Source organism: Mammaliicoccus sp. F-M27 (genome assembly GCF_022387115.1).
Taxonomy (GTDB): domain Bacteria; phylum Bacillota; class Bacilli; order Staphylococcales; family Staphylococcaceae; genus Mammaliicoccus; species Mammaliicoccus vitulinus.
Window position 1 is genome coordinate 60,806 of record NZ_JAJNIE010000007.1, and the last position, 24,361, is coordinate 85,166.

A 24,361-nucleotide genomic window follows, 5' to 3' on the forward strand; every position below is an offset into this window, starting at 1 on the left:
CCAATGGATTGGGTGATTTATTTTAAGTTGGGATTTATGTCCCAGACTCTACTTTTATTTTTTGAACATGGCTCTGACGTATTTTCCTTTTCCTTTGTAAGGTGGGAAAAGCACACCAGTTTCAAGTTTAGTTGTTTTGAACATGATACTTTTTTCATTGCTAAATAATTCGAATGAAGCTTTACCATGATATTTTCCGATACCTGAATGACCAACACCACCAAATGGTAAATGATGATTACCTACATGTAACAGCGTATCATTTATACAACCGCCACCAAATGATATTCTACTTATAACTTCATCTGTATGATTCTCATCTTCACTAAATAAATATAATGATAATGGTTTAGGTTTATTTTTAATGAATTGTATAGCGTCCCCAAAAGCTTCATAAGTCATGATTGGTAGTATAGGACCAAATATTTCATCTTCCATAAGAATATCATCATATTTAACATTATCTATAATAGTTGGATCAATATAGCAATTATTTAAGTCAGAGTTGCCACCGTAAACGACATCACCGTTAGTGTTTTTTAATAAGTTAATTAACCTATCAGTATGTCTTTCATTAACAATTCTGCCGAAGTCTGCGCTATTTTTAGCATCTTTACTATAAAATTCTTGTATTGTAGATTGGATTGCTTTAATAAATTGTTGTTTTATAGATGCATCTATAATAACGTAATCTGGTGCAACACAAGTTTGGCCAGCATTTATAAATTTTCCAAATGCAATTCTTTCAGCAGCAACTTTAATATTCGCTGTTTTATCAACGATAGCAGGGCTTTTACCACCTAACTCAAGCGCTACAGGAATAAGTTGTTTACTAGCTTGTTCATAAACGCTTTGACCAATTTTCGTTGAACCGGTAAAGAATACAAAGTCAAAAGGATATGTTAATAATTCTTCTGTAACATTTTTGTCTCCGGTAATACATGCCACATAAGTAGGCTCAAAAGCTTCTTTGATTATTTTTTCAATAATGGCACTAACATTTGGTGTTAACTCTGATGGTTTAACAACCGCACAGTTTCCAGCAGCGATTGCACCAATTAATGGTTCAATTACAAGTTGGAAAGGATAATTAAACGGGCCAATAACAAGCACAGTGCCATATGGTTCATTTATTGTATAACTTTTACTTGGAAAAAGAAAAACAGGTGTGTTTACATTTTTCTTACTGGCTAAACTCTTGACTTCTTTTATCATGAAAGAGATACTTTTATAAATGTAACCGATTTCTGTTGCATAGGATTCAACTGAATTTTTTCCTAAATCTTTTTGTAAAGCTACAATAAGATCAGCTTCATTTGATTTTATTGATTTTTTTAGTAATCTTAATTGTTTTTTTCTGAACTTAATGTCTTTTGTAACATCACTATCAAAAAAAGATTGTATGTTTTCAAATTGATTAGCTATAGTCAAAATTGATATCCCCTTTATACTTCTGTTGTTTATATTTTAACAATAGTTATAATTAAAAGCGAAGTCTTTACACGTGAAACTCTATTTTATTTAAAAATATATTACGAAAAGGTGAAACAATATGAAATTTGGATTTATAGGTACGAATTGGATTAGTGATAAACTTATAGAAAATGGCAATGAAGTTGAAGGATTTGAGCCGTATGCTGTATATTCTCGTACAGATGAAAGAGCGCACTACTATAAAGAAAAGCATCAACTGTCTGAAGTTTTTACAGATTTAGAGCAGTTTTGTAAATCACCAAATTTTGAAGCAGTTTATATCGCTTCACCAAACGCATTTCATTATGAACAAGCTGAATTAGCAATTAAAAATAACAAGCATGTGTTAATCGAAAAACCAGCCACTATAAATCAAGCACAATTCGAGAAGTTATCGAAACTTGCTTACGAATATAATGTTACTGTTATGGAAGCTATGAAGTCAACTTTGTTAGCTCCATTTGTTGAGTTTACGAATGCTCATGTGGATATTGGTGAAATACGTTATGCAGATTTTCATTACCATCAATATTCATCAAGATATGATAATTATAAAAATGGGATTATTGAAAATGCTTTTAAACCAGAACTAGGTAACGGTGCTTTAATGGATTTAGGTGTATATACAATAGCGCCAATCATTCACTTGTTCGGCATGCCTAATAGTGTTAAGGCCAATGGATTTAAATTAGATACTGGTGCAGATGGACAAGGCAATGCAATACTTGATTTTCATACATTCCAAGCTACAATTAGTTATTCTAAAATATGTGATAGAGTAAGCCCTTCAGAAATTATAGGGGAGAATGGTTACGTGCTAATTGATAAAATTAGTGCACCATCAAATATAAAAGTGTTTAATAAAGATGGACAACTCATAAAAGAATTTAACGGTGAAACAACATTCACGATGAAAGAAGAAGTAATAGAATTTATAAACTGTGTAGAAGAAAAGAAAGTAGAATCATCTATCAATACACATAAGAGAACATTAGATACAATTAAAGTATTAGATGAAATAAGAAAACAAATTGGAGTTCAATTTAATGTCTAAAAAGGTTTTTACGATTGTAAGTATTATATGTATCCTTTTAATATTAATCGTTACGTTTGTTCCGTTTAAACAAAATCCATCCTCAACAACAAGAGTTGTAGTGGATCATTTTAATCATAAATATGCTTTTCCAAGTTGTTATGATTACGAAGAAGCTTCAAACTATATCGATGAAGTTACATTGAAAGATGCACAAGACTTAAAATATCCACCTATGAATGAATGTACAAAAAAGAAAGCACAACCTCAATACAAATCCATGTTAAAAAGGTTACTGGAAAGTACTGAAATATAGAAAATAAAAAGACTGTCGAAAACGGCAGTCTTGATATGCTCCCTGTTAAGTAGTCACGTAAATAGTGAAAACTTAATAGGGAGCATATCATTAAACTTTGCCGGTATTTTTTTATGCGCATGCTTTCCGCGGGCATGTTCTCAGCCTGTAGTCTTCGAATCATGCTGTTCCCGCAGGAGTCAGCGCTAAAAAAATACCAAATATTAATAAATCATATTATGAAATAGATGAAATTTTATTTAGGACTCTGACTTGTTAAATTTTATTTTGAATTTATCAAGTCAGAGTCCACGTGATAAATAGAGGCGTTGAATTTATCAAGTGAAGCTCCACATGATAAATAGAGCCATTGAATTTATCAAGTCAGGGTCCACATGATAAATAGAGGCGTTGAATTTATCAAGTGAAGCTCCACATGATAAATAGAGCCATTGAATTTATCAAGTCAGGGTCCACATGATAAATAGAGCCGTTGAATTTATCAAGTGAAGGCTCACATGATAAATAGCAAAAAACTTTATAATATTTTCCACGATTTTAAAATAAAAAGACTGCCAACAAGTTCACTTTAAGTGACTTTGTCGACAGTCTTTTTGTTAATTTTTTAATACATCGTGTGTGCTTTGGTCTTTAGTCATAACATCTTTAACGTAAGGACATACTGGATCGATTACTTTATTTTCAGAACGTGCTTTATCAATTACAGTGTCAACGAGTTTTCTAGCGATACCTTGACCTCTTAAAGATGAATCTACAAATGTATGATCAACTACGAGCGTCTTACCATCTAAATCTTTGTACGTAATTTCTGCATCAAAATCATCTTCTGTTTGACCTACATAAAATTTGTTTGTACCTTGTTTAATTTCCATTGCTAACACACTCCTTATAAATTATTTACCTAATAATTCATCAATTGGTGGTACAACTTGTTTCTTACGTGATACAACACCAGGTAATACTGCAACATTGTTATTTAATTCAGTATTAAACGCTTTAGCAACTGCTTCTTGTTCTTTACCTAAAGCAATTACTGTTGAATCGCTATTTAAGATATCTGTAATAACAAATACGAATAAATCATATTTTTCATTTGCGATAATAGCATTGATTTCATTTTCAACATCTTCTTTTATTTCAAGTACTTCGTTTACATCTACAGTATTAACTTGAGCAATACGAACAACTTTTTCACCCATATTGAATGATTTTGCGTCCATATTTAATAAGAATTCTGGTGTTTTACCTTTAACAGAAGCACCAGCTTTAAGCATTTCTAAACCATATTCTTCTAAATCAGCATTGGCAATTTTAGCTAATGCTTCACTTGCTTTTTTATCTTGTTCTGTACATGTTGGTGATTTAAATAATAAAGTATCAGAAATAATAGCTGAAATCATTAAACCGGCAATTTCAGGTTTAATTTCAATTCCATTTTCTTCATACATTTTTTTTAGGATTGTTGTTGTACAACCAACTGGTTCAGCTCTGTAATATAATGGTGCACCAGTTTCAAAATTGCTTATACGGTGATGGTCAACTACCATTGTAATAGTTGCATCCGTGATGTCATCAGCACTTTGTTGGAATTCATTATGATCGACTAATATAACGTCTTTACCTTTTAAAGGTGTTTCTAATAATGCAGGTGCATCAACTTTGAAATGATCTAATACATATTGTGTTTCATCAGAAATTTCTCCAAGTCTAGCAGCTTGAACATCATTTCCAAGTTCTTTTTGTAAGTCTTCCATAACTAATGCTGAAGCAATAGTGTCTGTGTCAGGATTCTTATGTCCAAATATAAATGTGTTTACCAATGTAAAATCTCCTTTTGCTTTGAATATTCTGTCACTTTATTCTAACACGAACAACATGTCTATTCTACAACTGCGCCTATACTATTTTCAAAATGTGTGAGTGCCCAATCATGTCCAGCTTGATTGAAAGATGCTACACAATTTTTAGGGATTATTATTTTGTAATTAAGATTATAAGCATCAACAGCAGTGTGAAGCACACAAATGTCTGTACAAACACCGACGATTTCAACGGTATCTATTTTTCTTTCTCTTAACAAACTATCTAGGTTAGTACCGAAAAATGCACTATATCTAGTTTTGTCTAACCAAAATACATTTTTAAAATCTTGAATTTCTTCGTATTGAGATTTTAAAGTATTGTATAAATCTCTACCCTCAGTCCCTACAATATTATGAGGCGGAAAGAGTTTAGTTTCAGGATGATAAGGATCGTTTTCATGATGATAATCCATTAAATAAAAAATGGAATCTTGATTTGATTTATATTCTTCTACTTTGTCATAAATGTTTTGTTCGATTTCTTGTCCGGGCTCTCCACATGTCAGTTTCCCATCGGTAGCCACGAAATCATTCGAGTAATCAACAATAATTAATGCTTTTTTCAATGAAAATCCCCCTTATTGTCTATCTTTTAGTTTCAGTGTAATATGATTATAAAGAAAGTATACGCTATATTAAGGTGGTTATGAAGTATGATGAATATCGTTAATGTAAAAAGGTACGGTGCAAAAGGGGAATGTGGACTAACAGATACGATAGGTATCCAATTAGCGTTGCTACAAGTTAAAAAAGGTCCGGTAACTGTTTATATTCCTAAAGGTGTTTACCATATCATTTATGAATTAATTATTTATGAAAATACAACACTTATTCTGCATGATGAAGCAACACTTATAAGAAAATCACCTACAGCAATGTTAAAGAATGGTCATAAATTTAAAAAATACTATGGGTACGATGGTCATGGAAACATAAATATTATCGGTGGAACATTTGATGCAAATGGCCATACAAATAATACTAATAACACTATTATGTCTATAGGCCATGCTAGAAATATTCAAATTCATAATGTTACATTTAAAAATGTTGTTGGTGGACATGCCATTGATGCTTGTGGTTTGGACGGCTTTTATGTTGATGACTGTAAATTTTTAGGATTCCGTGACGACAGTGGAACACGCTTGTTTAGTGAAGCAATCCAAATAGATATACAAACAGAAGGTGCGTTTCCTAAGTTTGGCGCAACTGACGGTACAATAACTAAAAATGTTTTAATTGAAAATTGTTATTTCGGAAACTCAGGAGATCCAAACATGTCAGCATGGAATAGAGCGGTCGGTTCACATGCGAGCATGTATGATGTATTTTATGAGAATATACATATTCACAATAATACATTTGAAGGTTTAGGAGATTTCGCTGTAACACTTTTGAAATCTAAAGAAACATCCGTTACTCATAATACTTTTATTGACTGTGAAGGGGGGATACGCTATTTGGCGGTGCCTACTGGTAAATATTCATTAGATATTAACAAACTTGATAGAGGTGGCCAAGCAGGGTCAACATTGCTCATCGAAAACAATACATTTAAAAATATTAAGTCTAAACAAAGTATACTTATAAAGAGCTATGAAAAAGTGATGAATAAAGATATTTATATATACAATAACCACTTTGATGAGATATCAGACAATATTAAATTTATAAAAGTAACTGATATTTATCTGTTGAACAATAAGAATTTAACGCGCATCGATAAAGATAAGGTAGATAGACTTATACAAATATAAAAGAAGCGGGGATATATAATGTGTCCTAGTAAGTCTGTCGACAAAGTCACTTAAAGTGAACTTGTTGGCAGGCTTTTTTTGCGCACGCTTTCCTCGGGGAAGGTCTGAGCCTCGGTCTCAGCCACTTCCTTCTTCCCGCAGGAGTCGGCGCAAAAATACTGCTATATTTTAGAGAATGTTGCTTGTTTGATCAGTCTTGCAACATACAGGGCTTCTATGTTGCTTGTTTGGTAAGTCTTGCAACATACAGGTCATCTATGTTGCTTGTTTGGTCAGTCTTGCAACATTCTGGCCTTCTATGTTGCTTGTTTGGTAAGTCTTGCAACATACAGGTCATCTATGTTGCTTGTTTGATGAGTCTTGCAACATACAGAGCTTCTATATTTCTTGTTTGGTAAGTCTTGCAACATAGAGCTTGTACTTAAAAGAACAAAGGACTTTAAAAAAGAAAACAGTAGAAATTCAATTTTAAAAATGAATTTCTACTGTTTTTTTTATTTATATATGCTTATCAAAGTTACCTAATACTTTTACGTTAAAGTCTAATGTTTTTAAGATTGTAATAACTTTTTTCATTTCTACGTCATCTGCACTACAATCTGCTTGAACGAAGAAATGATACATCCCAAGTTGCGTCTTTAATGGACGGGACTCTATCCATGATAAGTTAATATTAAATAATGCAAATGTATTCAAAATACTCGCTAGTAAACCTGGTTTATCTTGGTCAGGCGTTACGAGTAAGATGCTATCTGTCGCTTTTTCTACAGGCTTTTCTTGTGCAGATAACACTAAAAATCTCGTTGTGTTATGTGGATAATCTTCTATATTTTGCTGTAATGCAATGACTTGATCATGCGTTGCTTCTAAACCAACCGGTGCAATAGCGCCTGTATGTTCATCTATTTCATCTAAACTTTGTACAGTACTATCTGAATAACGGTATGTAAAGTTATGCTTTTTAATGAATTTAGAAGTTTGATTAATAGCTGGTGCAATTGAAACAACTTCATTGATGTCTTCTAACTTTGTTCCTTTTTTTACATATAGCGAAAACGATATGCTTAAATGTAATTCGTCAATAACATGAATTTTTTGTTCTGTTAATGAGTCTGCGATAATGTTAATTGTTCCTTCGATAGAGTTTTCTATTGGTGCGATTGCAATGTTTTGTGGATCGGATTCGATTGCTTTAACAACTTCATATAAGTTTGATTTCGGTATATATTCTTTTATTTCTTCTCGTTTATATTTTAATGCAGCCATATGTGAAAATGTTCCTAATGGCCCTAAATAATATAACTTCATAAATGACTTCCTTTCTAATGGAATGGACAACCATGTTGTGCTTGCCTATATAAAAAGTTAGGACTCCGCATTTCATTATCATAGCCTTTATGATAATTATGTACAAGTGATGGTGAAAGTGGGGGAGCTAACCAGCTCCATTTACCAGTAACTTTTCTATTAAAACGTTTTTCATTATCTTCGAATTTTTTAAATTGTTTTGATGCATTGTAATGATCCACAATTGAGACACCAGATTGTTTAAATGAATGATAAACTGCATAGTTAAATTCTACTAAAGCGCGATCTCTCCAATAACTAGCTGTTGTTGATGTATTTAAGTCGAATGCTTCAGCTATTTCTTTCAACTTGTTATATCGATACTCGTCTGTAAAATTTCTAACGCCAATTTCAGTTTCCATATACCAACCGTTAAAAGGCGCAGTGTGATAATATAATCCGCCAATTTCTAAATCCATATTAGAAATAATCGGTACTGCATACCATTTTAATTGTAACTTTTCTAAATGTGGAAATTGATCATGTTTGATTGTTACTTCTTTAATTAAGTCATTGGCATAGGTATGATATTTCATTGATTGTTGATTTATGCGATAAATGAGTGGAAGTATATCAAAATCAGTATGCGCGCCTTGCCAATTTAAATGATGTGCAAGGTTAGTCGTATCTATAGACTGAGGGTCTCCTTTATCTTCGTAACCTGCATATCTAATAAGCTGTTCATTCATAATTTCAATATGATTAGAATATATGCTTATCATTGGTTTAATCTTACCATTATTAGTTGCATCATTTATATGATCTTCAATTGAGTTGACGAACTGTTCTTCACTATCAATATGTCTTAAATCTCTTACAGTTAATTTATCCCAAAACAGACGACCTATGCATCTATTAGAATTTCTCCATGCTACTTTAGCACCGTACTCGAGTTCTTCAGTAGTATGTGTATATGTACCTGTTTGATTAATCTCATCTTGTATTTGTTGAATTCGTTTTTGAGTTTGAGTTTTGTCTATATTGAGCTCTTTATTCATAGATATAATAAAAGCAGTCGCTTTATCTAGTAACATATTTACACCTCTATGTACTAGTATAAGCGACTGTTGTCGTTTGACAATATGTAATTTATGACAATATTACCAATTATTGATATCTTTGCGTTCACCTTTAAAATTACCAGATTTTTTATGTCTGTCTTTCAACACTTCTACAACTTCTTCAAACTTCACACCACGATCGTGAAGTAATACGAATAAATGATAAAGTACATCTGCTACTTCATTAGTGAGTTCTAAGTTATCGTGCTTCATAGCAGCTATAACAACTTCGAATGATTCTTCACCATACTTTTTAGTGATTTTATCTATGCCTTCAGTGAGTAAATAGTTAGTATATGAATTTGGATTTTTTGAGTCGACACTTTCTTGGATAGTTGATTCTAAAGATTCTAGAGAAAATGGTTCATCTGTATTAAAACAACTTATTGAACCTGTATGACAAGTTGGACCATCAGGATTGACTTGTAATAAAATCGTGTCTTGGTCACAATCTAATTTTATGTCGGTAACATGTTGAATATGGTTTGATGATTCACCTTTTTTCCATAGACGATCTTTACTTCTTGAATAGAACCAGCAGACTTTTTCCTGAACAGTTAAGTTATAAGCTTCTTGATTCATATATCCAAGCATTAATACTTGTCCTGTTTGGTAATGTTGCAAAATTGCAGGCACTAAACCTTTTGAAAAATCAGGTGTTAATTGACTCATCGTACATTCACTCCTTCATTAGATAAATGTGTTTTGACAGCTTGTATCGTAGTTTCTTTGTCATGGAAAATACTTGCGGCAAGTCCAGCAGATACATCAGTTTCTTTAAATAATTCGACAAAATGTTGGCTGTTACCGCCACCACCTGAGGCGATAACGGGTATGTTAACGAGTTTAGTTATTTCGGTTAATAGCTTATGATCAAAACCTTGTTTGACACCATCGTAATCCATACTCGTTACAAGTAATTCACCTGCACCTAAATTTTCAACTTCTTGTACCCAGTCAAGCGTGCGTTTATTTGTACGTTGTTTACCACCGTGTGTGTAGCAATACCAATCTTGGTGTTCATCTTCCCATTTTGCATCAACAGCTATACAAATACATTGTTTTCCAAACTTGTCACTTGCTTCACGTATAAACTCTGGGTTACGTAAAGCGCTAGAATTTAAAGAGATTTTGTCAGCACCATGATTTAAAAGGCTAGATATATCATCAAGCGTACTAATACCGCCACCTATAGTAAGTGGTATGAATAGTTTAGAAGCTGTTTCAGTAATGATATCCAGCATCATTTGATGTCCGTTCTCTGTTTTAGAAATATCTAAAAACACGAGTTCATCAGCCGCTTCTTTATTATAATATTCAGCCATATCAACTGGATGACCGATATCTCTTAAACCTTTAAATTTCACACCTTTAACAACACGTCCATCTTTAACATCTAAACAGGGGATTATTCTTTTTTTAATCATGAAATACCCTCCCAAAAAGCGTCGGTATTTGCAGCTTTTCCTACTATAGCAGCATGAACATTTAAGTCGTTGAGTTGGTCGATATCCTCTTTGTTTCTTATTCCACCTGATGCAATTATTGGAATAGAAGTTGCTTGTACTAATTTTCCAGTTAATTCAAAGTTCGGTCCAGATAGCTTACCATCTTTAGATATGTCAGTATAAATAATGCCTCCAATAGGTAAATCATCAATTTTTTTAATGAAATCAAAAAGGTTTATACCAGCATCATCAATCCATCCGTTTAGTTTAATTTCTTCAACATATGCATCTACAGATAAATAGATTTTGTTTGGAAATTGATTTGTTACTTGTTTTAACCATTCTAAATCTTGTATGCCTTTTGTTCCAACAATGATATATTCAACGCCTTTATCAAAATAGGATTGAATCGTTTCAATCGTTCTAATACCGCCACCAACTTCAATTGGTAGATGGGTTAAATTAACGAGTTGTTCAATGTAGTCCGCTTCTGTTGGTTGTTGATTTTTCGCACCTATTAAATCGATAACATGAATTCTTGATACTTGCTCATATTTTGAATAAAAAGCGATAGCTTCTTCAGCAGTTCGTGGCATAGATTCCTTTGAATCATATTTACCTTCAGTTAGTCTCACACTTGTTGAATCTATTAAATCAATCGCTGGCCATATTTCAATCATTTATAAACCCCTCTTTCAATGCTTGATCTAGTATTTTAAGTCCGTAGTCACCACTTTTTTCAGGGTGGAATTGAATACCTATAATATTTTTTTGCTGAACAATTGCTGTTATCGGCTGACCATAATCAGCAGTTGCTACTATAGGTAAGTCAGTTGTCACATGATATGAATGTATAAAGTAAACATCACCATCTAAAAGTGGATGTTTGCTTTGCAAAGTGTTCCATCCTAAATGTGGAACAGGATAGGGGCTTTCTATAGGTACGACATTACCTTCAAGAAGACAGAGACCTTTAGCAGAACCTTCCTCACTAAATTCAAATAGAACTTGCATCCCTAAACATATTCCGATAATTCTATGTGTATCTTTTATTTCGTAGAGAACTTTATCTAAACCACTTTTTTGTAATTGTTCCATTGCATCTTTGAAATGGCCGACACCAGGCAATACGACATGCGTACTGTTTTTTATTGTTGTTTCGTCGGATGTTAATTTGGCTTCATAACCTAAATGTAATAGGGCACGTTCAATATTTTTAATATTGCCTAATCCGTAATCAATAATTGCAATCATTATTCAATCACACCCTTAGATGATGGAATACGATCGAAATCATCTTTGCTTAAAGCGATTTTCAAACTTCTTGCGAAAGCTTTAAAGATTGCTTCGATTTCATGGTGTGTGTTTCCACCTCTAATTAAATCTATATGCGTTGTTAATCTAGCATTAATGACAAGTGCTCTAAAAAATTCTTCTACAAGTTCAGTATCAAATGAGCCTACTTTTTCACGAGAAAATGTTGCATTAAAAGATAAGAATGGACGACCACTTATGTCTGTTACGACACGCGCTAACGTTTCATCCATTGGAATATAGAAAGAACCATATCTAGTAAAGGATTTTTTATCTTTAATGGCTTCTAAAAGTAATTGACCGATCACTATGCCAATATCTTCAACTGTATGATGATCATCCACATCAGTATCTCCATCTACATCTATTTTTAAAGTGATGCCACTATGGAAACTAAATAAAGTAAGCATATGATCTAAAAATCCTACGCCCGTATTGATTTGAGATGTTTCATCATTAAATTGTAATTGAATGTTAATATCTGTTTCTTTAGTCGATCTTACTTTTTGATATGTCATATTTTTCTCTCCATTCCTTCACTATTTTCTCAAGTTCTTCTAGTTGTGTTTCAGTTGCTATAGAATAACGTACAGTTTGATTCATGTTCGGTTCGTCATAAAATCTAGGTAAAAATCCATTGTCATGTATAAATCGACCTAAATCTGGAGCTAATTCACCGTATGTCAAAACGAAATTAGTTTTCGATGGGATGACATGAATAATGTCACTCACATTGTTTTTGAATATGTTTCTTAGGTTTTCACATAAATGTCTTTGTCGGTCTAATAGCGATGTTACATAGCTTTTATCATTAAATAATGCTGTTGCTATTTTTAAAGTTAACGTATTTAAAGGATAAGGGTGTGCAATACTATTTAAAGTTTGGATCGTTTTGGCAGTGGAAATCACAATACCAACGCGTAATCCAGCAAGCGCAAATGCCTTACTTAAAGTTCTCATTTGTATGATATGATCTTGCATTTCAATTTCATATGAATCGCCGAAATCTAAATATGCTTCGTCGATAACGAAGTATCCACCGATTTCTTTCATTAATTCAGAAATTTCTTCTAAAAATTCTTTAGGGTATTGGATACCTGACGGATTATGTGGCACACTCATTATAAAAAATGCTGGCTTGATACGTCGTATTTCATGTTTAATTTTTTCAATTGAAAATGTGTAATCTGATTCAGCATCTACATAATGAATAGGGCGATTAATTTGTTGTGCATATGCTGTATACATGAAGAAATCGGGATTTAATGTTAGTACAGGTCCTTCAGGTAAAGCAATCATACATTTTTGAATCCATTCGTCTGAACCATTAGCTGCTGAAACTTGATTAGGTGACAACTGATAATAATGAGCATATGCATTTATAAATGTGTCATATTCTTCATCAGGATAAAAGTTAAAATCTGAATTGGATATAATGTCTTTCAAAATTGTTGTATCCATAGCAGGTATTGGACTTTCATTTTTATTAATTCTAATCATAGTTTACGACTCCTTGTTGTTAGTTAGTCTTACTTCTAATGATTGTTTATGTTGATATAAACCTTCTTCTTCAGCCAATGCAATCGCGCTCGGAGCAATTTCTCGATACGCGTGTTCGTCAAGATGAATAACAGAATGGCTTGTTAAGAAATCATTAACTGTAAGGCCGTTTGAAAATCTTGCTGTTTGATCAGTTGGTAATACGTGGCTTGGACCTGCAGCATAATCCCCAATTGCTTCAGGTGAGTATTGTCCTAAAAACATTGCGCCAACATATTTGATCTTTCCAACGTATATACTAGGTTCCGCCGTTTGAATTGATAAATGTTCTGGTGCAATATAATTTATGACATCAATCGTTTCATTAATATCAGCCGTTAAAATAGAGTAGTGATAATTTTTAATACTCTTTTCAATAATATTTTTTCTCGGTGCTTGATCAATCGCTTGTTGCAGCTTTTGACTCACTTTCGTTAAGAATGATTGATCGGTTGATAATAGGAAAGTTCGGGCTTGTTCATCATGTTCTGCCTGAGCTAAAATATCTTGAATAATATAATCTACATTTGAATGTTCATCTGCAATTAATGCAATTTCACTTGGACCAGCAATTTGGTCAATACCCACAACTCCATAAAGTAATTGCTTACTAAGAGATACAAACTGATTACCAGGACCAACTATTTTATCAACTTTAGGTATAGATTCAGTACCGTATGCAAGTGCAGCAATACTTTGCGCGCCGCCAACTTGGAATACACGGTTAACCCCCGTTATATGACAAGCTGCTAATATTGCAGGATCAATACCGTCTTTTTGTGGTGGGGTAACGACAATGATTTCTTTAACATTGGCTACTTTTGCAAGTGTAGCTGTCATTAAAACTGTTGAAGGATAGCTGGCTTTACCACCAGGAACATAAATACCAACTTTTTCAATAGGGTGATAGAGTTGATAAGTTTGCCCAGTTGTTACATTGTCGTGTTTTATTTTTTGTTGGAAATTTTTAATTTGTTCGTGACTTTTTTCGAGTGCAGACTTTAGTTCATAAGAAATAAGGTTAATACTATTTTTAATTTCTTGTTGTGGCACTTCTAGTTGATCTAAATCGACATTGTCGAACTTTTGATTATATTTAAAAATTGCATGATCTTTATTTTCTTTTACATCTTGAATAATATTTTTAACACTTTCTGTATTACGATCATCAGTCTGTCTGTCTTGTTCAAATTGCTCTATAAATTGTGTTTTAGATAGCATTAATAGACACCCCAATTTCTTCTATAAATGATTCAATAACATTAGATTTACTAAAGAAAGCATGTTTGTTTGTAATTAACTTTGCATTTATATCTCCGATAGATTCTTTCTCTACAAGTCCATTAGATTTCAATGTTGTACCCGTTTGGACAATGTCTACTATCGCATCAACCATGTTAACGACAGCAGCTAATTCTACAGAACCTGATAGCGGGATAATTGAAACATCTTGTCCTTTATTTTTAAAATAAGCTTTAGTTGTTTTAACATAAGTTGTAGCAATTTTGTTGTATTCAGTAACATCTGGTTTGCTCGCAACTGCAAAATGACAAAATCCGAAAGGTAAATCAACTAAGTTGTTAACGTTGAGTTTATCTTTTTCATCAAGTACATCACTACCTGTTATACCGATATCAGCAATGCCTTGTTCAACATAAGTTGGTACATCATTACCTTTAACTAAAATGAATCTTACATTTTCAACTTGAATTTGTAGTTTGCGTTCTCTTTTATTTAGAGCTTCTGCCCATTTTGAATTTCCATTTGAGTCAATAAATTTAATAAAATCTTTTAATAGACGACCTTTACTAAGCGCTACTGTTAACATAATGACCTCCTAATTTAATTGGATACCGAATCCGAATCCTTCTAAAGTGCCATTATAATGACCACCTGAAGCAATAGGGTTGCGATTGTTATTTTGATAAAGCTGTATAAAACTACCAACGTAATATGATTTTGGTGGCATTGTTGTAATATCTAAATGAATATGGTTAATGCCGGACTCTTCAAGTGCAGCTTTCCAATATAGTAATGATTTATATGTCGGATGTTCAGTATCAGCAATTGTTGTTAAGAAATCCAATTGTTGATGTGTAGGTGTTTTTAGTAGTTGAACTAAAGTATGGTTTTGCGTGAGCAATTTAGAAATTTTTGAAATGTTTCTTTCACTAATTGCTTGGAACAATTCTTCTGTTTGTTCCTCTTTAGGTAATAAAAGGTCAAATAGTTGATAATGTCCGATAACAGCAAAATCAACGTTAAGCTCAAGTTCGTTTTGAATGAAATCATGAATATATTGATAACATTGCAACATATCGTTTCTATTAGGATTAAATATCTCGACACCTAAGTTAGTATATATTTGTTCATTAATTGAAATAGGACCAGCGTATGTAACGCGCGAAGCTTTTAAATGATATTCACGACTGTAATGTTGAATTTGATCAGTCCAATCATTTCTTAAACTATAAAAAGCATCACCATTTTTCCAAATACTTCTCGTATCAAGACTGTTTAAATCATCTTGATTCAATTGTTTCCATTGTAATTTTTCAATGAAGTTCATATCGATAACTTCAAAATCTTTAGCACTAAAATATTTTAAGAAACTAAGTTCCTTTTCTTTCTTATTAATTACATCATCTCTATATTTTACATAATCCATATTATAAACCTCGCTTTTACTCTCTACCGAGTTAAAGTATTTATTTAATTATAAGTGATACTATAACACGCTTAAAGAAACTTATCAATTGAAAGTTCTGAATATTTAAATTATCAAACAATTGGATGTAAAGAACAAGTGATAGGGGTGAAGAAGATGCAAAAGCTTTTTAATTTAAAGAAATAAAGATTCTGGGATATAAATGTCCTAAACTATAATGATTTTGTAAAGTGCATGCTTGCCTGTGTTTGCTTTATGAATATGGCTCGAGCCTGTAGTCTCTCACACATACTATTCCCCCGGGCGTCAGCACTTTACAAAATCAAAAATATAAAAATCCCCCAATCCGAAAATAATTCCAACGGATTGGGGGATTTATTTTTAGTTGGGATTTATGTCCCAGAATATGTACTGAACCCTAAAATATGAACTTTTTTAGTAAACTATTTGAATGAAACATGTAAAAAAGACAAAAAAATAAACCAAACGTTTGTCCGCGTTTGGTTAGTTCGTCATTTATTCTACTTGCTGTGGTGTTTTATGCACTAAGAGTAATAGGAAAACAATAAATACAAATGCTGCAATCATTGTAAAGAATATCGTGCCGTCTGATAGTTGAATAATGGTTCCACCTAGCATTGGTCCAATCATGCTACCTACACTAAATGACATGGCGATCATTAAATTTCCTGCCGGTAAATTATGTTTTGGTGTTAAGTCTGTCATAAAACTTACACCTAAACCATAAAATGATCCGGTAAAGAGTCCTGCTACTAAAAATAAGGCCATCATTACAAAGGTAGTCGTTGGTAAAAAGTCGCCTAACATGAAAATGATGCTACCTATTAAGGTTAAAAATGTTAATACTTTTTTTCTACCGTGTATATCGCTAAACATACCTATTGGTACTTGGAATAGTATTGCACCTAAACTAAATGCTGGTAATATGAGCGTGATACTTGTTACATCCAGTCCATTTCTCAAACCAAAAATTGGAAAGTTACTATGCAGTCCGGCTTCAAATAATCCATATAGTAATGGAAACATGAAAGCTATCCAAGAAGTTTTTATAACATCACCGAAGTTTCTCAATGTATTGATCATATTGATTGGTCGTACATTCGATGAAGGAAATTCATTATGAATTAACAATACTAATGAAATAGTTATAATAGAGAGAATTGCTGAAATTATAAATGGCAATATTTCTGATACATCAACGAGTTTAGCTAATAATGGTCCAAGCATAAATCCTGCCGAGAAACTGAATCCGTATACTGAAATGGTTCTGCCTAGTTTATCTTTTGGTGTAATGTGTGTTAACCATGTTTGTGTACTAAAATGTAACATGTTATCACCAACACCAATTAGTAGCCTTAAAATAAACCATATGGATAAAGTTTTTAATGTAGGGAATAACAATAGTGATAACGCAACAATTGCACCGCCGATTAAAATCATATATTTAAATCCGGATTTGCGTACGAGACCTTCAATAAAGAAGGAAGAAAGAAATACACCAATGTATAGTGATGTTGCATGTATACCGCTTAAGGAACTTGAAATACCGTTACGTTCAAATATTACTGAGATTAATGGTAAAAGCATTCCTTGTGAGAAACCAGAGACAGCTACAATAATTGAAAGTATAATAAATAATTTTTTGAATGAAGAATTTTTCATTTGTTAGCCTCCCACCAAATTTTGCATCTTTAGTATTTTATCACAGAGGTAAATGACTTGATATATTTAAGTTGATTTTTAAAATTAATTTTAAAAAGTATGATAAAATAATATAAAATTATATAACCTGAGGAGTATTGAATAATGTATAAATACGAAGACGATAGTTTAATGTTACACACAGATTTATATCAAATCAATATGGGCGAAACTTATTGGAATGATGGGATTCATGAACGTACAGCTATATTTGATTTATATTTTAGAAGTATGCCATTTAATAGTGGGTATGCTATTTTTAGTGGATTAGAAAGAATCGTACAATTTATAGAAAACTTCAAATTTACGGATACAGATATTGAGTATTTGAGAGAAGTTGGATATCAAGATGACTATTTAGATTATTTAAAAGCTTTACGTTTTACAGGTAACATTAGAGGAATGAAAGAAGGAGAATTATGCTTTAATAATGAACCGCTTATTAGAGTTGAAGCACCGTTAATTCAAGCTCAACTTGTTGAGACCGCACTTTTAAATATCGTGAATTTCCAAACTTTAATTGCAACTAAAGCAAGTAGAATAAAGCAAGTCGTGCGCGATGAAATCGTGATGGAATTTGGTACAAGAAGAGCTCAAGAAATGGATGCTGCAATATGGGGAGCTAGAGCAGCAGTCATTGGTGGTTTTGACTCAACGAGTAATGTAAGAGCAGGTAAATTGTTTGGTATTCCTATTTCAGGAACACATGCGCATTCAATGGTTCAAACGTATGATGATGAATATCTGGCTTTCAAAAAATATGCTGAAAGACACAAAAATTGTGTGTTCTTAGTAGATACATTCCATACTCTAAAATCTGGGGTTCCTAATGCTATCAGAGTTGCGAAAGAATTAGGTGACAAAATTAATTTTGTCGGTATACGTCTAGACTCAGGTGATATTGCGTATTTATCTAAAGAAGCGAGAAGAATGTTAGATGAAGCGGGATTAGAAGATGCTAAAATCTTTGCTTCAAATGATTTAGATGAAGAAACAATCACAAGTTTGAAAGCGCAAGGAGCAAAAGTGACTGCCTGGGGTGTTGGAACGAAACTTATTACTGCATATGATCAACCAGCACTTGGTGCAGTTTATAAACTTGTGGCAATTGAAGATGAGAATGGTGAACTGTCTGACCGCATTAAAATTTCTAACAATGCTGAAAAAGTAACAACTCCTGGTAAGAAAAATGTCTACAGAATAATCAATACGAAGACGAATAAATCTGAAGGAGATTACATCACGTTAGAAAATGAAAAACCGAACGAGGAAGAACGTTTAAAAATGTTTCATCCCGTGCATACTTATAAAATGAAATATATTAAAAACTTTAAAGCCGTTGATTTACATCACGATATCTTTACAAATGGAAAGCTTGTTTATACATTGCCAGGAATTAATGATATTAAGCAATTTGCTTTTGATAATCTTGATATATTATGGGAAGAAAACAAACGTTATTTAAATCCAGAAGAGTATCCGGTAGACTTAAGTAAAGCTTGTTGGGATAATAAGAATAAGAAGATATTTGAAGTGGCAGAAAGAGTTGCAGACGCTATAAAGGATGTGGAATAGTAATGAGAGATTTACAATCAATCATAGTTAAAGAAATGAATGTAAAACAAAATATCGACCCTAAAAAAGAATTTGAAGAAATTAAGCATTTTTTAAAATCTTATGTAAAAGCTCATAGTTTTGTAAAATCTTTAGTATTAGGTATTTCTGGTGGTCAAGATTCTACATTGCTTGGAAAAATAGCACAGTTAACGGTTGATGAACTCAATGCAGAAGAAAATGGTGAATATCAATTTATGGCTGTGAGATTACCTTATGGTGAACAGTTTGATGAACAAGATACACAAGATGCGTTAGATTTTATTAATCCTAGCAAACGCATAACAGTTAATATCAAACCAGCTGTTCAAGCGAGTATACAATCGTTAAATGAAGCGGGCATAGAACTGACAGACTTCCAAAAAGGAAACGAAAAAGCTAGAGAACGTATGAAAGTTCAATATTCAATCGCTTCTGCACATAGTGGTATCGTATTAGGAACTGATCATTCAGCAGAAAATATAACAGGGTTCTATACTAAGTTCGGTGATGGCGCTTGTGATATTGCACCTTTATTTGGCTTGAATAAGAGACAAGGTAAAGCCATCTTGAAATATTTAGATGGACCAGATCATTTAATTAATAAAGTACCAACTGCTGATTTAGAAGAAGATAAACCAGCTCTACCTGATGAAGAAGCTTTAGGCGTAACATATGATTCGATTGATGACTTCTTAGAAGGTAAAAAAGTAAGTGAAAAAGATCAAGAAATTATTCAAAATCATTATGTAAGAAATGCACACAAAAGAGAAATGCCTTATACACGATATACATGGCCAAAATAATGCGTGACTTTCATAAGTTTCACTGATAAAATGATTCCAGTATTTTAATTAATGGAGGGGTTGCATGTCAGCTATATTAGATAATCCGTGGCTAATGGTACTGTCTATATTTGTCATTAATATAGTATATGTATCTTGCTTAACAATGAGAACGATTTTAACACTAAAAGGATATCGATATATAGCCGCTACTGTAAGTGTACTTGAAGTAGTCGTTTATGTAATCGGATTAGGTTTAGTAATAAATAGTCTTGATCAAATTCAAAATATTTTAGCTTATGCACTTGGTTTTGCAACAGGTATTATTGTAGGCATGAAGATAGAAGAGAAGATTGCATTAGGCTATATCGTCGTGAATGTTACAACTGCGGAGTACGAAACAGATTTACCGAGAAAATTGAGAGACTTAGGATATGGTGTTACACATTATGTTGCTAAAGGTAGAGATGGAGATCGACTTGTTATGCAAATATTAACACCACGTAGATTTGAATTTAAGTTAATGGACACAATTAAACAATTAGATTCAAAAGCTTTTGTTATCGCGTATGAACCGAAGAATATCCATGGAGGATTCTGGGTTAAAGGCGTACGCAGTAAAAAATTAAAGGCGTATGATACTGATGAAGTTTAGAGTAGAAGAAAACGAAACGATAGAAATGTGTCTTCAAAGAATGAAAGATCAAGGTTACACACCTGTAAAAAGATTTGAGAAGCCAGTGTTTATCGAAAAGAAAAACGGAGACATTGAAGTTCTTAAACAAGAAATACAATTTGTAGGTAAAAAAATTCAAGAATAAATAATTAATGAACCTAGAATAAAATATCTAGATATAAGCTACCAATAAAGCGATGACTTTGTTGGTAGCTTTTTTTATACATAGTTTCTCTCATTGTTGTTCACAACAATCGTTATAAGATGAATTTTAGATATATTTGTGACGATAAAAAATAAGTCATGTTATTTCTACTTTCAATTTATTATCCGACTGTTACAATATATAATGAAAGAGAAAGAAATTAAATATTCTAATCACGAACTTTATTTAACTTTTTATAAATAATGTACGTGTTACAAAATGTTTGTTATACTGTAAATGACTAAAAAATGATAGGAGAATTTATCAATGATTGAACGTTATTCTAGAGAAGAAATGGCTAATATTTGGACTGAACAAAATCGTTTTGAAGCATGGTTAGAAGTTGAAATACTAGCGTGTGAAGCATGGAGCAAGTTAGGACATATTCCTGCTGAGGATGTTAAACTAATAAGACAAAATGCTAAAGTCGACGTTGATAGAGCTAAAGAAATTGAACAAGAGACTCGTCATGATGTTGTGGCATTTACTAGACAAGTATCTGAAACATTAGGTGAAGAACGTAAATGGGTTCATTACGGTTTAACATCAACGGATGTAGTAGATACTGCACTTAGTTATGTAGTTAAACAAGCTAATGAAATTATCGAAAAAGATTTAGAAAGATTTTTAGAAGTATTGAAAAATAAAGCAATCGAACATAAAACGACTTTAATGATGGGAAGAACACATGGTGTACATGCTGAACCAACAACATTTGGTATAAAAATGGCGCTTTGGTACACTGAAATGAAACGTAATTTAGAAAGATTTAAACGAGTACGCGAAGAAATTGAAGTAGGTAAAATGAGTGGAGCAGTTGGTACTTTTGCGAATATTCCTCCTGAAATTGAAGAGCATGTATGTAAGGAGTTAGGTTTGGATTATGCACCAGTTTCTACTCAAACATTACAACGTGATCGTCACGCTTATTACATTGCAACATTAGGATTAATTGCAACGTCTATTGAAAAATTTGCGGTAGAGGTACGTAGTTTACAAAAAACTGAAACACGTGAAGTAGAAGAAGCGTTTGCTAAAGGTCAAAAGGGATCATCAGCTATGCCTCATAAACGTAATCCAATTGGTTCTGAGAATGTAACAGGTTTAGCACGTGTTATTAGAGGCTATGTGACGACTGCATATGAAAATGTACCGTTATGGCATGAAAGAGATATCTCACACTCATCTGCAGAGAGAATTATGTTACCTGATGTTACAATCGCTTTAGATTATGCTTTAAATAGATTTACTAATATTATTGATAAATTAACAGTATATCCTGAAAATATGAAACGTAATATAGATAAAACATTTGGTCTTATTTATTCACAACGTGTTATGTTAACACTTATTAATAAAGGAATGGTAAGAGAAGAAGCATATGATATCGTTCAACCAAAAGCGATGGAATCTTGGGAAACACAGACGCCATTTAGAACTTTAGTAGAACAAGATGATAAAATCACGAACTTGTTAAGTGCTTCTGAATTAGATAAATGTTTCGATGAAAACCATCACTTAAATCAAGTAGATACTATATTTAAAAGAGCGGGTATTGAATAAGATTCTTTATACTGTACTTTAATAGGTTAGTGCGTTAAAATGCAATTAATGAACTTATAATAAACAGGGGTTGATTTTTTGCAAATCGAAAAATTAAGAGGTAAAGCTTTAGACGAACTTTTTGATGCGATACTAACATTAGAAACTAGAGAAGAATGTTATCAATTTTTTGATGATATTTGTACAGTAAATGAATTGCAGTCATTCTCACAACGATTACAAGTTGCTAAGATGATTAAACAAGGATATACCTATGCTCATATCGAGAAAGAATCTGGCGCATCAACGGCAACTATTTCTCGAGTTAAACGTTCATTACAATGGGGTAATGATGCATACACAATGATTCTTGAAAGAATGAATATAGATTTCGAAAAATAAATAATATGAATATTTTATAACAGGCTAGAGTGTTAAACTCAGCCTGTTATTTATTTTTGATTAATTGTTAAAATAGTAATATAATATTGAAATTCAGACAATAAGGAGCGTTACACATGAAGAAACTATTTTTAATTGTTGGAATATCTTCTATAGTGTTAAGTGCATGTGGCGTGCAAAATGATACACGCAATCAATCCAATACGGAAGATAAGTCATCTACAGAAAAAGAAAAACATCAAAATAATGAAAACAATCATGATAATGAAAAACGTAGCCAACATGATATCACAAAGAAAGATGGTATTACGTATGTTGATGGCCATGTCTTTGCAAATAAGAAAGTTGATTTACCGAGCGATTATGCACCAGGTGAAAATAGCACAGCTAGAAAGCAATTGAATAGTTTGATACAAGATGCGAGAAATAAAGGATTAGATTTGGTATTTAGAAGCGGATATCGATCATATGATGAACAGGATCAATTATATAAAGATTATGTAGCTAGAGATGGAGAAGAAGCTGCCAACCAATATAGTGCAAAACCGGGTCAATCAGAACATCAAACTGGTTTATCATTTGATGTTGGATCTGATACAGCGACAGATGATTTTAGAACATCATTTGGCAAAACTGATGAAGGTATGTGGATTAAAGAACATGCACATGAATATGGATTTATTGTGAGATATCCAAAAGGGAAAGAGAAAATCACGGGCTATCAATATGAACCATGGCATTTAAAATATGTAGGTAAAGATTTAGCTAACACGATATATAAACAAAATACAACATTAGAAGAGTACTTTAATTATGGTAAGTAAGAAGCGATAAGTTTCGCTTCTTTTTTATGTAAATTATCCTATTTCATTTCGGAATTCAAAGGTAAAAATGCTATAATTAATCTTATGATAATTAAAGGAGTTTAACTATGTACGATATAAAGTTGTGGAGACATGTGTTCAAATTAGATCCAGCTAAATCCATTACAGATGAGGATTTAATGAAAGTATGTGAATCTGGTACTGACGCTATTGTAATTGGTGGTACGGATGATGTTACTGAAGATAATGTCTTGAATTTGATGAGTCGTGTTAGACGTTATCCACTACCTTGTGCTTTAGAGATATCTAATATAGAAAGTGTTGTTCCAGGGTTTGATTTTTATTTTGTACCGAGTGTATTGAATAGTAATAATGTTAACTATCACAATGGATTACTTCAACAAGCTGTTAAGAAATATGGTTATATGATGGATTTTGATGAAATATTTCTAGAAGGTTATGTTGTTATGAATGAGAAAAGTAAAGTTGCACAATTGACTGAAGCTCGAACGGATCTGGATGTTGAAGATTTAATCAGTTACGCAAGAATGGTCGATAAGTTATATCATTTGCCGATATTTTATTTAGAATATAGCGGAAAATATGGTGATGTTGAAGAACTTAAAGAAGTGAAAGAACATTTGGAACATGCTCAGTTAATATATGGTGGCGGCATTAACAACTTAGAAAAGGCTAAAGAGATGGCAGAATATGCTGATACAATTGTTGTTGGCAATGTTATATATGAAGATTTGAAACAAGCTTTACAAACTGTAAAAGTAAAACAATAAAGG

At 32.4% G+C, this 24,361-nt stretch carries 27 protein-coding genes; 11 read left to right on the forward strand and 16 right to left on the reverse strand.

Annotation, left to right across the window (positions count from 1 at the left end; translation table 11 throughout):
• Nucleotides 1-54: 54 nt before the first annotated feature.
• Entirely contained in the window at nt 55-1,434 is a 1,380-nt protein-coding gene (locus tag LQ598_RS08460; protein ID WP_026023248.1) for an aldehyde dehydrogenase, read from the reverse strand.
• A gap of 118 nt (nt 1,435-1,552) precedes the next feature.
• Between LQ598_RS08460 and LQ598_RS08465 the strand changes: the two genes are divergently transcribed.
• On the forward strand, nt 1,553-2,527 hold the full coding sequence (locus LQ598_RS08465) for a Gfo/Idh/MocA family protein (protein WP_107556914.1): 975 nt from the start codon (nt 1,553-1,555) through the stop codon (nt 2,525-2,527).
• The gene (locus tag LQ598_RS08470) at nt 2,520-2,822 is read left to right on the forward strand and encodes a hypothetical protein (RefSeq protein WP_016912315.1); all 303 of its coding nucleotides are present in this window, start codon (nt 2,520-2,522) and stop codon (nt 2,820-2,822) included. Before LQ598_RS08465 ends, LQ598_RS08470 begins: the two co-directional genes overlap by 8 nt.
• Nucleotides 2,823-3,418: 596 nt before the next feature.
• On the opposite strand, the gene LQ598_RS08475 is transcribed toward LQ598_RS08470, so the two are convergent.
• The 3 genes from LQ598_RS08475 to LQ598_RS08485 are packed head-to-tail and all read right to left on the reverse strand — an operon-like array spanning nt 3,419 to nt 5,250.
• Complete coding sequence (locus tag LQ598_RS08475) at nt 3,419-3,694, reverse strand: GNAT family N-acetyltransferase (RefSeq protein ID WP_016911675.1); 276 nt, start codon at nt 3,692-3,694, stop codon at nt 3,419-3,421.
• Nucleotides 3,695-3,715: 21 nt separating this feature from the next.
• Nucleotides 3,716-4,642, reverse strand: a complete 927-nt coding sequence (locus LQ598_RS08480) for a manganese-dependent inorganic pyrophosphatase (protein ID WP_239745419.1) — start codon at nt 4,640-4,642, stop codon at nt 3,716-3,718.
• A gap of 59 nt (nt 4,643-4,701) precedes the next feature.
• Nucleotides 4,702-5,250, reverse strand: coding sequence for a cysteine hydrolase family protein (locus LQ598_RS08485; RefSeq protein WP_016911677.1), 549 nt, complete (start codon nt 5,248-5,250; stop codon nt 4,702-4,704).
• A gap of 87 nt (nt 5,251-5,337) precedes the next feature.
• Between LQ598_RS08485 and LQ598_RS08490 the strand changes: the two genes are divergently transcribed.
• Nucleotides 5,338-6,441, forward strand: a complete 1,104-nt coding sequence (locus tag LQ598_RS08490; protein WP_107556915.1) for a glycosyl hydrolase family 28-related protein — start codon at nt 5,338-5,340, stop codon at nt 6,439-6,441.
• A 498-nt stretch (nt 6,442-6,939) separates the two neighbouring features.
• Here the strand turns inward: LQ598_RS08490 and LQ598_RS08495 are convergent, their stop codons facing one another.
• The 12 genes from LQ598_RS08495 to LQ598_RS08550 all read right to left on the reverse strand — a co-directional run bounded on the left by LQ598_RS08495 (nt 6,940) and on the right by LQ598_RS08550 (nt 17,501).
• Nucleotides 6,940-7,749: a prephenate dehydratase gene (locus tag LQ598_RS08495; protein WP_107536856.1), complete on the reverse strand. Its 810-nt coding sequence runs from the start codon at nt 7,747-7,749 to the stop codon at nt 6,940-6,942.
• Nucleotides 7,750-7,763: 14 nt separating this feature from the next.
• Nucleotides 7,764-8,822, reverse strand: a complete 1,059-nt coding sequence (locus LQ598_RS08500; RefSeq protein ID WP_107536855.1) for a nitric oxide synthase oxygenase — start codon at nt 8,820-8,822, stop codon at nt 7,764-7,766.
• A gap of 66 nt (nt 8,823-8,888) precedes the next feature.
• Nucleotides 8,889-9,521, reverse strand: a complete 633-nt coding sequence (gene hisIE, locus LQ598_RS08505; RefSeq protein ID WP_016911681.1) for a bifunctional phosphoribosyl-AMP cyclohydrolase/phosphoribosyl-ATP diphosphatase HisIE — start codon at nt 9,519-9,521, stop codon at nt 8,889-8,891.
• Nucleotides 9,518-10,276 carry an imidazole glycerol phosphate synthase subunit HisF gene (hisF, locus tag LQ598_RS08510; protein ID WP_107536854.1) on the reverse strand — a complete coding sequence of 253 codons (759 nt, stop codon included), beginning with the start codon at nt 10,274-10,276 and terminating at the stop codon, nt 9,518-9,520. Before hisF ends, hisIE begins: the two co-directional genes overlap by 4 nt.
• The gene (gene hisA, locus LQ598_RS08515) at nt 10,273-10,977 is read right to left on the reverse strand and encodes a 1-(5-phosphoribosyl)-5-((5-phosphoribosylamino)methylideneamino)imidazole-4-carboxamide isomerase (RefSeq protein ID WP_016911683.1); all 705 of its coding nucleotides are present in this window, start codon (nt 10,975-10,977) and stop codon (nt 10,273-10,275) included. The genes hisF and hisA overlap by 4 nt, the downstream gene beginning before the upstream one ends.
• Nucleotides 10,970-11,551, reverse strand: coding sequence for an imidazole glycerol phosphate synthase subunit HisH (gene hisH / locus LQ598_RS08520; RefSeq protein WP_107536853.1), 582 nt, complete (start codon nt 11,549-11,551; stop codon nt 10,970-10,972). Before hisH ends, hisA begins: the two co-directional genes overlap by 8 nt.
• Nucleotides 11,551-12,129: an imidazoleglycerol-phosphate dehydratase HisB gene (hisB, locus tag LQ598_RS08525; protein WP_107536852.1), complete on the reverse strand. Its 579-nt coding sequence runs from the start codon at nt 12,127-12,129 to the stop codon at nt 11,551-11,553. The genes hisH and hisB overlap by 1 nt, the downstream gene beginning before the upstream one ends.
• Nucleotides 12,101-13,111: a pyridoxal phosphate-dependent aminotransferase gene (locus LQ598_RS08530; RefSeq protein WP_107556916.1), complete on the reverse strand. Its 1,011-nt coding sequence runs from the start codon at nt 13,109-13,111 to the stop codon at nt 12,101-12,103. Before LQ598_RS08530 ends, hisB begins: the two co-directional genes overlap by 29 nt.
• Nucleotides 13,112-13,114: 3 nt before the next feature.
• Complete coding sequence (gene hisD, locus LQ598_RS08535; RefSeq protein WP_107536851.1) at nt 13,115-14,371, reverse strand: histidinol dehydrogenase; 1,257 nt, start codon at nt 14,369-14,371, stop codon at nt 13,115-13,117.
• Nucleotides 14,361-14,978, reverse strand: coding sequence for an ATP phosphoribosyltransferase (gene hisG / locus LQ598_RS08540; RefSeq protein WP_016911687.1), 618 nt, complete (start codon nt 14,976-14,978; stop codon nt 14,361-14,363). The genes hisD and hisG overlap by 11 nt, the downstream gene beginning before the upstream one ends.
• A 9-nt stretch (nt 14,979-14,987) precedes the next feature.
• The gene (locus LQ598_RS08545; RefSeq protein WP_016911688.1) at nt 14,988-15,818 is read right to left on the reverse strand and encodes an ATP phosphoribosyltransferase regulatory subunit; all 831 of its coding nucleotides are present in this window, start codon (nt 15,816-15,818) and stop codon (nt 14,988-14,990) included.
• A 516-nt stretch (nt 15,819-16,334) separates the two neighbouring features.
• Nucleotides 16,335-17,501, reverse strand: a complete 1,167-nt coding sequence (locus LQ598_RS08550; protein WP_016911689.1) for an MFS transporter — start codon at nt 17,499-17,501, stop codon at nt 16,335-16,337.
• A 144-nt stretch (nt 17,502-17,645) separates the two neighbouring features.
• Between LQ598_RS08550 and LQ598_RS08555 the strand changes: the two genes are divergently transcribed.
• The 8 genes from LQ598_RS08555 (at nt 17,646) to pcrB (ending at nt 24,358) form a co-directional block, all read left to right on the forward strand.
• Entirely contained in the window at nt 17,646-19,115 is a 1,470-nt protein-coding gene (locus LQ598_RS08555) for a nicotinate phosphoribosyltransferase (protein ID WP_016911690.1), read from the forward strand.
• 2 nt (nt 19,116-19,117) lie between these two features.
• Nucleotides 19,118-19,939 carry an ammonia-dependent NAD(+) synthetase gene (gene nadE, locus LQ598_RS08560; RefSeq protein ID WP_107556918.1) on the forward strand — a complete coding sequence of 274 codons (822 nt, stop codon included), beginning with the start codon at nt 19,118-19,120 and terminating at the stop codon, nt 19,937-19,939.
• Nucleotides 19,940-20,003: 64 nt separating this feature from the next.
• Nucleotides 20,004-20,573, forward strand: coding sequence for a DUF2179 domain-containing protein (locus tag LQ598_RS08565; RefSeq protein WP_016911692.1), 570 nt, complete (start codon nt 20,004-20,006; stop codon nt 20,571-20,573).
• Complete coding sequence (locus tag LQ598_RS08570; RefSeq protein ID WP_107537021.1) at nt 20,563-20,739, forward strand: NETI motif-containing protein; 177 nt, start codon at nt 20,563-20,565, stop codon at nt 20,737-20,739. Before LQ598_RS08565 ends, LQ598_RS08570 begins: the two co-directional genes overlap by 11 nt.
• 327 nt (nt 20,740-21,066) lie before the next feature.
• Entirely contained in the window at nt 21,067-22,362 is a 1,296-nt protein-coding gene (gene purB, locus LQ598_RS08575; RefSeq protein ID WP_107537020.1) for an adenylosuccinate lyase, read from the forward strand.
• 78 nt (nt 22,363-22,440) lie between these two features.
• Entirely contained in the window at nt 22,441-22,743 is a 303-nt protein-coding gene (locus LQ598_RS08580) for a YerC/YecD family TrpR-related protein (RefSeq protein WP_016911694.1), read from the forward strand.
• A 116-nt stretch (nt 22,744-22,859) separates the two neighbouring features.
• Nucleotides 22,860-23,567, forward strand: a complete 708-nt coding sequence (locus LQ598_RS08585; RefSeq protein ID WP_107559419.1) for a M15 family metallopeptidase — start codon at nt 22,860-22,862, stop codon at nt 23,565-23,567.
• 107 nt (nt 23,568-23,674) lie between these two features.
• The gene (pcrB, locus tag LQ598_RS08590; RefSeq protein ID WP_107559420.1) at nt 23,675-24,358 is read left to right on the forward strand and encodes a heptaprenylglyceryl phosphate synthase; all 684 of its coding nucleotides are present in this window, start codon (nt 23,675-23,677) and stop codon (nt 24,356-24,358) included.
• Nucleotides 24,359-24,361: the final 3 nt, after the last annotated feature.